Origin of the sequence: Chryseobacterium sp. C3, from assembly GCF_014218905.1 — a bacterium.
In the GTDB taxonomy this organism is placed as follows: domain Bacteria; phylum Bacteroidota; class Bacteroidia; order Flavobacteriales; family Weeksellaceae; genus Chryseobacterium; species Chryseobacterium mucoviscidosis.
The window spans coordinates 210,960-224,653 of sequence record NZ_JACLCU010000004.1 but is presented as its reverse complement, the minus strand read 5'-3'; the positions used below and the strand labels follow the sequence as shown (position 1 = coordinate 224,653).

Sequence of the window (13,694 nt, the reverse complement as noted above, 5' to 3'; positions counted from 1 at the left end):
TTTTTCGCCTTTTACCTTATCTGTTTTTATAATATACAAGTGCCGTAGAATAGTGTTACTTCGCTCATTACGACGGGGTCGCGGGTTCGAGTCCCGCCTTTTCCACAGTTTAAAAAACACAAAATCAAATAGGAAAAGTAGCTCAGTTGGTTAGAGCACGACATTGCACTTTCTGGTTGTTGCCTTGTTTTAAAATATAAAGTGTCGTAGAGAAAAGATACCTCGTCACCAATCGAAGGGGAGGAATAATGAAGTCGGCTGTTCCGACAAGATTATCCGGTTCGACTCCGGCAGAACGATGCCCCGCTTTTCTTTTCCCGTTGGTAATCTTTATATTAAAAATCCGAAAACAAAACGTTTTCGGATTTTTTTTATTTTGAAATCAGTTTTTTGAAGTAATTTTTTCGTATTCTTCTTCAAACGTTTTTTTCCATTTTGCAATGGTAGTTCTGCTGATTTTATACTTTTTCGACATATAATTCGTAGAAAAATTATGCTTGTTTTGGTATTGTAAAAGTTTTAGCATCGTTTTCTTATCATAAGTCTTCAGTTTCTGATTTTTCTCAAGGCTTTCTTTTGATTGCTTGAAAACCAATTCATTAAAATTCAAAACATCTTCAGTGGTTTTTAAATTTTTTATCAGACGCTGAACTTTGGGATCGTTCAGTTTATCAGGATCTTTTTCTTTAAGCATATCCTGATAAATCTTCGTATAATTTGGACGCATGGGATGTTTTTTTAAATTTTTTGCAGCCATCGGTGAAGCGTACTTTTAGGGATTGAATACTCCTGGATGATTTCATTATGAGTCATCTCTCCGGATTGTATTTTTCCGATGATGAATTCTTTGATCTCCTGAGTATAAATATTTTTTCGGAAATATGGGATTTTATCCGATTTCGGATTTTTTACCTTGTCAACAGCAGAAGGAGGCGCATATAAAATAAGGTGCGAACTGTAAATTCTGAAGAAATCATACTCCAGAAGTTTAGAGCATCTTAATAAAAGATCTGTTTCTACCGATGCACTTTCGAAGATTTTATCGATAGCTTCCTCATCTTTTTTAAGAAAACTGCACATTCTTTCTTTACTAACTTCCAGTTCGTTAGCTCTTTCTTTAATAAATTGTCCTATATGTATGTCTTTGTATAGCATAGGTTTTTTTAAGCCTTAGTGATTAATAAGCAATTTGCAGTCCGAAATTATAAAATAATGAAAAAATATGAAAACTTTAGCACGATTTATTACGTTATGCCCGTTTTAATAATTGGCGCAATACTTATTTACACAAAAAAATTTGGATAGAATTTACTTGTAAATAGCAGATGTAGAAATGTAAAACCAAGAATTTATGCTTTATTTTGCAGTACCCTCATGTATTTCAGATCCTCATTACTTTGTTCAGTAAACTTTAATTATCCCGACTTTTTGTAAGCACCAATACTAATTTCCATTACTTTATCATCTACTTTATCATCATGTAAACGCCTTTTTTTATAATGTAAGATAATTTTCTTTCTGTAATTAATTAATCATCAATAATTGAATTAAATATTTAGAAAAAATACTAACTTCTCTGAAATCAAATATAGAAAAAATTGGATTCAGTCCAAAAGAATGAGGGATAAAATTTCATGAAATACTATTTTTAGTTAAAGTTTAATGAAATATGTGGTATGTGTTGTGAAATATTACATTCTGAAATAATTGTAGAGAACATAATTTTACAGGAAACATATTGTGAAATATTTAAAGTAAATAAGGTAAAAATTGTCTGAGAAATTTTTAGTCAATATCTTTGCAGATAATATGCAAATAAAAACAAAAACTTCATCCGAAGTTACACCGCCTTAAGGATTTGATAAATTTAATAAAACTGTTTTCTAAAAAAGAAAACAGCAATTTCTGTTTTTAAAATATTATTAAATCCTTAAACATTACTTTTCCAATGGAAAATTCTCTTAAACTTTTCGATTTTTCTCAAAAAATAAATTTCAAAAACGAACTTCTTGCCGGATTCACGGTGGCAATGACGATGATTCCCGAATCTCTTTCCTTTGCCATTCTTGCCGGGCTTTCTCCTTTAACAGGATTATACGCCGCCTTTATGATGGGATTGATAACTGCTATTTTCGGAGGACGTCCCGGAATGGTTTCCGGTGGAGCAGGAGCAACCATCGTTGTTTTAATTGCATTGATAAAAACCCACGGAGTAGAATATTTATTTGCAACTGTAGCTTTAGCCGGAGTTTTTCAGATGCTGGTCGGCGTTTTCAGACTCGGAAAATTCGTAAGATTAATTCCGCAGCCCGTAATGTACGGTTTCCTGAACGGTCTTGCTGTTATCATTTTCATGGCACAGGTAGAACAGTTTAAAATTACCGATGCAAACGGTGTTGTAAGCTGGCTTCAGGGTTCTTCCTTATATATTATGTTAGGTTTAACTGCTTTAACGATTGCTATCGTTTACTTTTCCCCGAAAATTACTAAAGCCCTTCCAAGTTCTTTAATCGCAATTTTAATTGTTTTTGCTGTGGTTTTAGGCTTTGGAATCCATACAAAAACGGTTTCGGATATTGCCAGTATCAGCGGAAGCTTACCCGTTTTTCATATTCCGGCAATACCATTTTCATTAGAAACTTTACAGATTATTTTTCCTTACGCCTTAATTATGGCAGGAGTTGGCTTAATTGAATCTTTGCTTACTTTATCTATGGTAGATGAAATTACCAATTCAAAAGGAAACACCAATAAAGAAGCCGTAGCGCAAGGTTTAGCCAACGTTACCAATGGTTTTTTCGGAGGAATGGGAGGCTGTGCAATGGTTGCCCAGACTTTGGTGAATCTTAATGCAGGTTCCAAATCCAGACTTTCCGGAATCATTGCTTCCATTACAATCTTGATTATTATCTTAGTCGGAGCGCCTTTTATTGAAAAAATCCCGATGGCGGCTTTGGTTGGTGTGATGATGATGGTCGCGATCAGTACTTTTCAGTGGGTTTCCATAAGTATCATTAACAAGATGCCGAAATCCGATATTTTTGTGGGAATTACGGTGGCTTTAATTACCATTATTCTTCACAATCTGGCTTTGGCGGTTTTGGTAGGGGTAATCATTTCTGCCCTTGTTTTTGCGTGGGACAATGCGAAAAGAATACGTGCCAGAAAATTGATGGATGAAAATGGGGTGAAATATTATCAGATTTCAGGACCGCTGTTCTTTGGTTCTGTAACTACTTTTATTGATAAGTTTGATCCTGTAAATGATCCGGATCAGGTAGTCATCGATTTTAAAGAAAGCCGCATTGTAGATATGAGTGCAATTGATGCTCTTGATAAACTCTCCAAAAAATACACACAACAAAATAAAAAACTCCATTTAAGACACTTAAGCGAAGACTGCCGCCAAATGCTGAAAAATGCAGAAGCGGTGATTGAAGTGAATATTCAGGATGATCCAACGTATAAAGTGATGCCGGAGAAGTAAGAGGGTTTTTGAGTTGGAGAGTTTGAGAGTTTGAGTGGCTGGAAGATGGAAGTTAGAGGATGGAAGTTTAGAAATACTCTGCAAACATCTGAAAAAATCTGGGTAATCTGTGGGAAATAAAATTTTGAATAAACTGGATGTTGGTGATGGAAGTTTAAAATTCATGCAAATCTTCGTGTAATCTATAGAAAATAAAAAATCTGCAAAATCAGCGGAAGAAAAAAACAATTCATCATTGATAGTTCATCAATAACCCAAACAAGGACTGCAAAAATAAATTTACAGCCCTTGTCTTTTAGGTTACTAATGTATTCGCGATGAAATCAGGCACCAAAGCATAGTGCGACAACTTCATGCTGATCGAAGCTCTACCGCTCGTTAACGTTCTCAGATCAGAAATATATCCGAAAGTAGAAGCTAAAGGAACTTCTGCCGTGAAAATTTTTCTTCCCGATTTTTCATCAATTGAGATGATGATTCCTCTTCGTTTATTGATATCCGCAGTCACCGCTCCGGTATAATCCTCAATCGTCTGAATCTCAACTTTCATGATCGGTTCCATTAATTTAGGCTTACAGGATTTTCCTATTTCCCGGAAACCGTCTCTCGCAGCCATTTCAAAATCCTGTGCATGAGAATCATTACTGTGAGTCGATCCGTCCAGAAGTGTAACTTTCATACTTTCCAGAGGATATCCTTGTAATGCTCCGTTTTCCATTGCCTCACGGAAACCTTTTTCAACAGACGGAATAAATTCATTCGGAATCACTCCGCCTTTGATCTGATTGATGAATTCCAAACCGATTCCATCATCATTTCTCGGTCCGATTTCAAACGTGATGTCTGCAAACTGTCCGCTTCCGCCATTCTGTTTCACAAGTTTTTCACGATGCGTTCTGGTTTCCGTTAAAATTTCTTTATACGAAACTTTAGGTTTTCCCTGATTGATTTCAATTCCGTGATTCAACCTGATCTTTTCTAAAGTAACTTCAAGATGTAACTCTCCCAAACCGCTCAGTAAAGTTTCTCCTGTTTGTCGGTCTCTTTCAACAACCAACGATGGATCTTCTTCCTGAATTTTCGCTAAAACCAATCCGAAAGATTTTTCATCCGCATTTGTTTTCGGTTCAATAGAAACCCTGATTACCGGAGCAGGAATTGTGATGGATTCAAGCAAAACAGCCTGTTCAAGACCAGATAAAGAATCTCCGGTTTTCGCATCTTTTATTCCGGTTAAAGCCACAATATCTCCTGCTTTTCCTTCTTCAACCGTTATCGTTTTATCCGACTGCATCTGCAAAATCCTTGAAATTCTGAAACTTTCACCCGTTCTTACATTCTGAACCGTATCACCGGATTGTATACTTCCCGAATAAATTCTCAACATCGAAAGTTTACCCATATGCTTATCAATCACCACTTTGAAAACCAATCCTGAAAACATTTCCTCTTCATTTCTTTCCAGTTCCACCGTTTCTTCCGTTTTCGCATCTTTTCCTTTCACGGAAGGCAACTGATCCGGTGAAGGAAGATAACTTACAATCGCATCAAGCAAAGGTTGTACTCCCTTGTTTTTGAATGCAGAACCACATAAAACGGGAACTAAATTTCTTGCCTGACAAGCTCTTTTTATAGCTTCAGTGATCATTTCCTCAGAAATTTTTGTTTCAGAATCCAGGAAATATTCAAAAAACTGTTCGTCAGATTCCGCCAAAGTTTCCATTAATTTCTGTCTCCATTCATCGGCTTCAGTTTTGTAAAGTTCCGGAATTTCCTTTTCAATAATGGTTTCTCCGTTTTCATCCATCCAGTACAGCGCTTTTTGCTTAATTAAATCGATAACACCTTCGAAACGGTCTTCAGAACCCATCGGAATTTGTAAAGCTAAAGGAACCGCATTCAGTTTTGTTTTAATTTCATTTAAAACAGCAAAAAAATCTGCCCCGATTCTGTCCATTTTATTAATGAAACAAATCTTTGAAATTCCATGTTTCTCGGCCTGAAACCAAACGTTTTCCGTTTGCGGCTGAACTCCCGAAGAAGCACAGAAAACTGCTACGACGCTGTCCAGAACGCGTAAAGAGCGTTCAACTTCCACCGCAAAATCAATGTGTCCCGGAGTATCAATAATATTGATATTGAAGACTTTTTCATCTTTTTTCCACTGGGTAGAAATTGCAGCCGAAGAAATCGTAATTCCCCTGTTTTTCTCTTGGATGTCTTTATCCATTGTGGTATTTCCTTCGTCCACATTTCCGATTTTATGGATCATTCCCGTGTAATAAAGAAGTCTTTCAGTGAGTGTGGTTTTTCCTGCATCAACGTGTGCTATAATCCCTATATTTCGTGTGTTATATTTCATTTTGTTAAATTTAAATTGTTGATTTTTAAACTTCTGAAATAATGTTGATGATGTTTTTGAACTTTTTTGACGCAAAGATTTATTAATACTTTATCTAAGTTCAAGCTGGCAAAGATTAAATCAATAAAATTGATTTTAAGAAGCATGCTTCATCAGCGACCTTGTCGCCATTCTTTGCTCACTAAAAATATTCAGTTTAATTATAAAAACTTTGCGTTTAAAAGAAAATTTCCAATACTTTATCATCGAACAACAGAAGTTTTCCGAATGTAAAAGCTGAAAAGTAGGGTAGCAAAAAAGACCTATCTGAAACAGACAGGCCTTCGTTTTATTTTAGTTTTATAAGGTCGGTCGTTATTCAGATAAATATTTAGTGCTACCAAAGTACACAGCTCTGATAGGATTGCTTAAAGTAATTATATTTATCATTTTTGTTGACATTGTTGATTGTTAATCGGTTGCAAAGCTAGAAAAAATATTTTAACAGCAAAAATTTTTTTTTAATTTTTTTAAACGACTGAAAAATTGAAAATTTAAAGACATTATTTGCTAAATTATTTTTAACGCGAGGATCGCCAGGTTTTGTTCAATCCTTTGAAGACATTTTCGTTCGCCAAGGCACTTCGTTCAGCAAATGATAGCATCAAGTCTTGGCTGAGTGAAACGCCTTTGCGAACGAAAAATACCCACAATAATTATAAAAAAATCTTTGAGGACTTTGTGTTTAAAAAAAAGAATTTTTCAATAACAAATTTTACGGAAAATCATAAAAATTTCTTAAAACATCAAACTACATTTACACATTAATTTAAAAATTCTATCTTTGAAAGGAATTGTATTTTGAACACGAACAGATGAAAGAAAATAATAACCATTTAAAACATCTTTTTCAGGAAAAAGCTAAATAAAAATTTTAACTAAACCATTTTGAAAACAGATATAGACATCCACAATCACTCCCATTTTTCCTTTGATTTGTGGCTTACTTTAATAAAATCTCATCCTGAATTTAAAGCAAAAAGAGTTGAGCTGTTCTCCTCATTTTTTGACGTAAAAAAACCGATTAACGAAGTTGCGAAAGTCGTAAAATATTATGATGATCTTTGCAATTCTATCAATGAGGTAATTGGAGGAAATGTTGACACTTTTGAAATTTATTTATTAATTTTAAATGCACTGGAAGTAGATGTAAAACAATTGAATAAAGATCAGTTAAATCAGTTTTATCAGAAAAGTGAAGATCTGTTTCTGGAATATAAACCTATTGTGATTTTTGAAAATTTGCATCAGTTTTTTGATGAAATTAAAAATCAGGGAAAAACAATCAATATTCTAAGCAATACAGGTTTTATTAAAGGAAAAACCATGAGAAAATTCCTGATCAGTGAAAACCTCAATCAGTATATTGATTTCCACATTTATTCTGATGAAATGAACTGCTCAAAACCCGATCCGAAAATATTTCAGGAAGTGAAAAATTTACTGCCCAATCAGGATTTAGATGTAAAACAGGTTTTACATATCGGGGATAATCCTGTCGCGGATTATAAAGGCGCAAAGGATTTTGGTTTCAATGCACACTTACTTACACCCAATATATAACTATGAACAAGAGGTACAGCTTACACCACATTCATTCGGCGGATGAATTTACATTTTCACCCGAAGAATACAGCTATTTCAAATATGGCGATAAGTCGTATGCTGAAAAATTTGCAAAAGAACTGTTCGAAGGATTTATTTCCGGCCATGAAGATATTTTAAACACAGATAAAGAAATTGTGGTATTGCCAAGTCCTTACATGGCAATTCCTACAGCGTCTAATTTCTTATGTTTTTACTTTAAAAAGCATCTGGATTTTTATTTGTTTCAGAAAGGAAAAAAATCAAGCATTTTATCGAAAATTAACAGAAATCATACCTACACGACGGATTATGGAAATTTAAGTTTTGAAGACCGTAAAAATCTTATTGCTAACGACACCTATTATCTGGATAAAGATTTTCTTAGAGGAAAACTTTGTATTTTTATAGATGATATTAAAATAACAGGAAGCCATGAGTTTACAGTGAATAAAATTCTTGATGAATATAATGTAGAGGCAGATTTTTTATTCATGTATTATGCTGAGCTGATGAATTTTGATCTCGATCCTAAGATTGAAAATTACTTTAATTATTATGCGGTAAAAAATGTAAAAGATATCGCAGAAGTAATGGGGAAGCCTAGTTTTCAGTTTAATACACGAATTGTAAAATATATTTTAGGCTTAGATTCAGGTAATTTTGAGTATCTTTCGTCTAAAGTAAAAAAGGAACTAATGGATAATCTGCTGGAACTGGCAATCAGCAATAATTATCATTTAATAAAAGAATACGAAAACAATATAAACACTTTAACACAAACCGAATTATATTATGGCTATTAACTTACAGAAAGGACAGAGAGAAAATATAAACGCACCGAAATTTACGGTTGGTCTTGGATGGGATATTAACAATACATCTACCGGAACCGCTTTCGATTTGGATGCTTCTTTATTTTTATTAGGTGAAAACAAAAAGTTAATTTCAGATAATCACTTCATCTTTTACAACAATCTGGAATCTCCGGACAAAGCAGTGATTCACTCTGGTGATAACTTGACAGGTGACGGAACAGGAGATGATGAGCAGATTAAAATTGATTTAACTAAAATTGATGATGCTGTGAAAGAAATTACTGTTGTAGTAACCATTCACGAAGCAGATTCAAGAAGACAGAACTTCGGACAGGTAAGAAATTCTTTCATCAGAATTTTCAATACAGATACCAACGAAGAAATTTTAAAATATGAATTGGACGAAGATTTCTCTATCGAAACCGCAGTAGAATTTGGAAGAATCTACAACAGAAACGGCGAATGGAAATTTGAAGCGGTAGGAAGCGGACAGAGAGAAGGTCTAGAAAAATTTGTATCAATCTATCAATAATCTATTATGGACAATCAGGAAAATCAACCTATAGATCCGCTTGGATCGATCGAACCTTTAAAGACATTCGAACCTACTCCGATGGCGCCGCCGCCGAGTATGGCAACACCAAGTACGCCTCCTGCACCTTTAGTAGACAGGGATGGAAATGTAAATCTTACGCAGTTACAGGCAGAAGAACGCCAGAAATATGAAGCTCTTGCAGATTCTATCGACGAAACTAACCCGGGATCGATCGTTAATTTCGGGGCAGATCTTCAGAGAACATTATCCAACCAGAGTGACAGTTTCCTTGGAAATGTAAGGAGATCAAATTCAGGTGAAGTAGGTGAATTGATTAATAATTTATTAGTCGAGCTGAATTATGTAGATGTTGAAGAACTCAATCAGAATAAATTCAAAAGTTTTTTAAGCAAATTGCCTTTCATGAAAAGTGTCATGACGCAGATTGAGAATTTATTTGCCAAATACGATAAAATCATCAACAATATCGATCAGATTGCTTATAAAGTAAATGCAGGAATCATTACTTCAACGAAAGATAATGCGGTTTTACAGACGATTTTCGAAAGTAATGTCAACGCGATCAAACAAATTGAAGAACTGGTGATTGTCGGAAACCTGAGAATGGAAAAAGCGGGAGCTGAATTAGCGCACATGGAAGCCAATACGCAGGAATTTCAGGATTATCAGATTGCCGATAAGAGAGATTTTATCGCAAGATTAGACAGAAGATTAGCTGATCTGAAAGTGGTTCGATTAATCATGATGCAGTCGCTTCCGCAGATCAGACTCGTTCAGAACAACAACGTTTCTATTGCAGAAAAAGCGCAGACGATTTTAACAACAACGTTGCCGCTTTGGAAAAATCAGCTTTCACTGGCGGTGGCGATGTACAGACAGCAGCAAAGTATTGAAATTCAGCAGAAAGTTTCGGCTACTACAGAAGAAATTTTAAGAAAAAATGCAGAACGTCTTGGGCAGAACTCCATTAATGTAGCAAGAGCTAATGAACAGACGATCGTTTCTGTGGAAACACTGAGAGAAACAACTTCAAAATTAATCAATACATTAAACGAAGTGAAGCAGATCCAAAAACAGGGTGCGGAAGGAAGAAGAAAGCTGGATCAGGATTTAATGACTCTGGAACACGAATTAAAAGCAAACGTAAGAGGATAATAACGGAAGATGAAAAGTGAATGATGATGCTGTAAACATATTGTCGCAAAGCAAAAGAAGATTAACCAAACTTAAACTTCTTGCAAATTTTTTTGAAAATGTTGATATAATTTCGATCTACATTAAGACCGATATTATCCATAATCTTTTTCAGGAAAATAACGGACTCGATTACAGCAAACTGGAACTTTTTCATCTTCAGTATACCGACAGTCTTATTGAGCTTTTAACCAAAATTAAAAGGCAGAAGGAAAATGAGATGTTGGCGGTGCTTAATGAAATTGATGTTAACAGCAAATACATTTCAGGTTTTGAAGAAAAGCGGGTAGACGGTTTCGAAACAGACCGTAAAATGTACAGCGGGATCTTTTCCAATCAACTGAAAAGTCTGTATAATGATCTTACGGAAGATAAATTTCGGGCAAACTGGGATAATGTTCTGTATTTCTACAAAAAATATGCGGCAGAATTCTACCGTTCGAATGTTGATGAAGAATTGCTGAAATCCGGTTCTTTTCCTGCCTATCAGTATCAGGATTATCAGATTGAAAGGAAATTACTGGGAAGGATTAATATTCAGAACTTTAAGGTTCGTTTTGTATGCGGATATGTCATCACGGGAAACGAATATGAATTATTTAAAATCTTCCAGTCCGACGATCACTTCATTTTTGATATCGAAGGCAGAAAAATGTATTTAATTGATCCTAAAAAACTGGAGAAACTAGATACAATGCCCAATGAATCGAATCAGGGAACAATTGTTTATCAGTTAAAAAGAAAAAACGAACAATTGGAAGAGACAATGAACGAAAGGAAAAAAACATTACCGGAGCAGGTTATTTCAGTATTGAAAGATTATCTTAAAAATCTTGAAAATACCGACGTGATGAGTAAAATGTTCGACATCAATGAAGAAACCAATATTCTTCGCGCAATGCTTAATTTAAATTTAAATAATTAGTAAAAAGTAAAAAGTAAAAAGTAAAAAGTAAAAAGTAAAAAGTAAAAAGTAAAAAGTAAAAAGTTTTAATAAAATCAATTCTTTACGAACTTTTTCACTGTACTGCTATCATTTGCTGAGTGAAACGCCCTTTGCGAACAAAAATATGCAGAATAAATTTAAAAAAAATCTTTGCGAGTCTTTGCGTTTAAACTAAGCGCAGCAAAAAAAAATTAAAATTAGAACTAAAACAAAATATAACAATGGCTATTAACTTACAAAAGGGTCAAAGAATAAACCTAACGAAGGAAAACGGAACCACGCTTACACAGGCTTGTGTGGGAATTAACTGGGGAGCAATCGAGAAGAAAGGATTCTTCGGAGGCGTTACAAAAGAAGCGGTAGATTTGGATGGAAGCTGTATTTTATACGATTCCAATAAAAACGCGACTGAAGTAATCTATTTCGGGAATCTGAAGTCTAAAAACGGTTCGGTAAGACACAGCGGAGACGATTTAACAGGAGACGTAAATGGAGATGACGGTCTTGACAATGAGGTGATTACTGTGGATTTCAGCAATCTGGATTCCAATGTAGAACACGTTGCTTTGGTTCTGAACAGTTATAAAGGTCAGGATTTCGGGACTATTCCTTTCGCATCCATCAGAATTTATGAAGGAACGCCAACCAACGTAAGAGAAGTTTTTGCAAAATATGATATTGCGAATGATGCATCTTTCAAAGGTCATGTTGCCATGGTAATGGGCGTTTTCTACAAAAGAAACGGAGAATGGAAATTCAACGCGATCGGAGATCCTACAGCAGACAGAAAATTACAGGAAACAATAGAAACTGTAAAGCAGAAATATTTGTAAAATATAAGCACTTAAAATGATCATCAATAGGAACGGGCTTTAGCCCGTTTGCATTAAAAATAAGTTTCCAATCCGGCTTTAGCCAAAACTTATTAACTGTTGAATGAAATTTTAAAATAAAATAAAATTTAGCAATACTTGTACCCGTACAAATATTGCTTTTATCGTATAATAAGCACATTTAAAAGTGGACAAACATCAAGGTATTTTAGATCTTCATCCCGGTCTGGTTTGGGGATTTGCGGTAACGGTAGTTATCATGTTGCTTCTGGATTTAGGAGTTTTCAACAAAAAAAGTCATGAAGTTTCTTCCAAAGAAGCTACAATCTGGTCAATCGTATGGATCTCACTGTCTATGGTATTCTCTGGTGTGGTTTATTGGGTTTTCAATACAGACGGTAGTCCCGAAAGTCATGCTTTGGCAGTAGAGAAATTCACGCAGTATCAGGCGGCTTACTGGATTGAGAAGGCACTTTCGGTGGATAACTTATTTGTATTCATTCTGGTTTTCGGATTTTTTAAAGTTCCGAAATACCTCCACCACAAAGTTCTTTTCTGGGGAATTATCGGAGCATTGATTTTCAGGGCGATCTTTATTTTTGCGGGTGTAGGATTAATCAACCTTACTTACCTTCCTGAAATGAATATTTTCGGGCATCCGGTAAAAATCAATATTGTAATGACTTTATTCGGGTTGTTCCTTGTGTATGCAGGAATAAAATCGTGGGGCGACGGAGATGATGATGACGAAGAAGATTACAGCAATACAGCAGGAGCACGACTGATTAAGAGATTCTGGAAAGTTTCAGACAATTACGTGGGCGACAAATTCTTTACGGTACAGAACGGAATAAAAATGGCAACTCCGCTTTTGGTTGTTGTAGCCGTAATTGAGTTTACGGATGTACTTTTTGCAGTAGATTCCATTCCGGCAATCTTCGCGATTTCCAATGATCCGTTTATCCTTTACACATCGAATATTTTCGCAATTTTAGGATTAAGATCGTTGTATTTCCTGTTGGCGAATTTCATTCATATGTTCAGCAAATTGCCTTACGGTTTGGCAGTTATTTTATCGTTCATCGGAGTAAAAATGCTGATTGCACCGTGGATTCATATTCCGTCTCCGGTTTCTTTGGGAATCGTTGGAGGAGTTTTGGTAATTTCAGTGATTTTATCCCTGATTTTCCCCGATAAAAAGGATGACGAAGACAAAGAGAAAATTGAAGAATAAGATCAGTTCTTATTAAAAATAGAAAGGCTTTACACAATTTGTAGAGCCTTTTTTATTATTTTATTTTTAGGAGCTGTTTTGCGCTTTCCGCACTCGCTATTTTTAAGCTTTTTGGCGGCGCGGCAAAGCCGCGCCGCCAAAAAGCTTAAAAATGAGCTCAAACAATTGCTTCAATCGCGGCTAGGAAAATAGTCTGTGTTTCAATATTTGAATTACCCAGTACAGTTTGTCATCCTTTAGAAATCTAAACAGAATTAAAAAAAATGCGTGGCAAACACGATTTTAGTCGTAATAATTATCATTCACTGAATGAAATCGAAGATTCGACGAAGTCAAATACCTTCGCGAACAAAAATACCCACTACAATGTAAAACAAAATTTAGTGAACCTTGCGTTAAAATCAATAAAAATAAATTTCTCCTAAAATCAAGAGCCGAATAATCAAAGTTGTTATCATTTGCTGAGTGAAACGCCCTTGCGAACAAAAAATACCCACTACAATGCAAAACAAAACCTAGCGAACCTTGCGTTAAAATCAATCAAAATAGATTTCTCCTAAAATCAAGCGCCGAATAATCAAAGTTGCTATCATTTGCTGAGTGAAACGCCATTGCGAACAAAAAATACCCACTATAATGTA

At 35.0% G+C, this 13,694-nt stretch carries 11 protein-coding genes; 8 read left to right on the top strand and 3 right to left on the bottom strand.

Annotated features, from left to right (window positions below):
• Positions 1-382: 382 nt before the first annotated feature.
• Positions 383-727, bottom strand: coding sequence for a hypothetical protein (locus H6W53_RS10745; RefSeq protein WP_076393123.1), 345 nt, complete (start codon positions 725-727; stop codon positions 383-385).
• A gap of 11 nt (positions 728-738) precedes the next feature.
• Positions 739-1,155, bottom strand: a complete 417-nt coding sequence (locus tag H6W53_RS10740) for a transposase (RefSeq protein ID WP_076392800.1) — start codon at positions 1,153-1,155, stop codon at positions 739-741.
• 793 nt (positions 1,156-1,948) lie between these two features.
• Between H6W53_RS10740 and H6W53_RS10735 the strand changes: the two genes are divergently transcribed.
• The gene (locus H6W53_RS10735) at positions 1,949-3,487 is read left to right on the top strand and encodes a SulP family inorganic anion transporter (RefSeq protein WP_185206713.1); all 1,539 of its coding nucleotides are present in this window, start codon (positions 1,949-1,951) and stop codon (positions 3,485-3,487) included.
• 295 nt (positions 3,488-3,782) lie between these two features.
• Here H6W53_RS10735 and fusA read toward each other — a convergent pair whose 3' ends face one another.
• Positions 3,783-5,849 carry an elongation factor G gene (gene fusA, locus H6W53_RS10730; RefSeq protein WP_185206711.1) on the bottom strand — a complete coding sequence of 689 codons (2,067 nt, stop codon included), beginning with the start codon at positions 5,847-5,849 and terminating at the stop codon, positions 3,783-3,785.
• A 927-nt stretch (positions 5,850-6,776) separates the two neighbouring features.
• Between fusA and H6W53_RS10725 the strand changes: the two genes are divergently transcribed.
• The 7 genes from H6W53_RS10725 to H6W53_RS10695 all read left to right on the top strand — a co-directional run bounded on the left by H6W53_RS10725 (position 6,777) and on the right by H6W53_RS10695 (position 13,053).
• A complete protein-coding gene (locus H6W53_RS10725; protein WP_185206709.1) occupies positions 6,777-7,451 on the top strand; it encodes an HAD family hydrolase in 675 nt (224 codons plus the stop codon).
• A gap of 2 nt (positions 7,452-7,453) precedes the next feature.
• Positions 7,454-8,278 carry a phosphoribosyltransferase family protein gene (locus H6W53_RS10720; RefSeq protein WP_185206707.1) on the top strand — a complete coding sequence of 275 codons (825 nt, stop codon included), beginning with the start codon at positions 7,454-7,456 and terminating at the stop codon, positions 8,276-8,278.
• Positions 8,268-8,822: a TerD family protein gene (locus tag H6W53_RS10715; protein WP_076392789.1), complete on the top strand. Its 555-nt coding sequence runs from the start codon at positions 8,268-8,270 to the stop codon at positions 8,820-8,822. Before H6W53_RS10720 ends, H6W53_RS10715 begins: the two co-directional genes overlap by 11 nt.
• Before the next feature lie 6 nt (positions 8,823-8,828).
• Positions 8,829-10,001: a toxic anion resistance protein gene (locus H6W53_RS10710; protein WP_185206705.1), complete on the top strand. Its 1,173-nt coding sequence runs from the start codon at positions 8,829-8,831 to the stop codon at positions 9,999-10,001.
• A gap of 16 nt (positions 10,002-10,017) precedes the next feature.
• Positions 10,018-10,965, top strand: coding sequence for a hypothetical protein (locus tag H6W53_RS10705; RefSeq protein ID WP_185206703.1), 948 nt, complete (start codon positions 10,018-10,020; stop codon positions 10,963-10,965).
• A gap of 242 nt (positions 10,966-11,207) precedes the next feature.
• On the top strand, positions 11,208-11,819 hold the full coding sequence (locus H6W53_RS10700; RefSeq protein ID WP_076392787.1) for a TerD family protein: 612 nt from the start codon (positions 11,208-11,210) through the stop codon (positions 11,817-11,819).
• Positions 11,820-12,006: 187 nt separating this feature from the next.
• Positions 12,007-13,053, top strand: a complete 1,047-nt coding sequence (locus tag H6W53_RS10695) for a TerC/Alx family metal homeostasis membrane protein (RefSeq protein ID WP_087708963.1) — start codon at positions 12,007-12,009, stop codon at positions 13,051-13,053.
• Positions 13,054-13,694 lie beyond the last annotated feature (641 nt).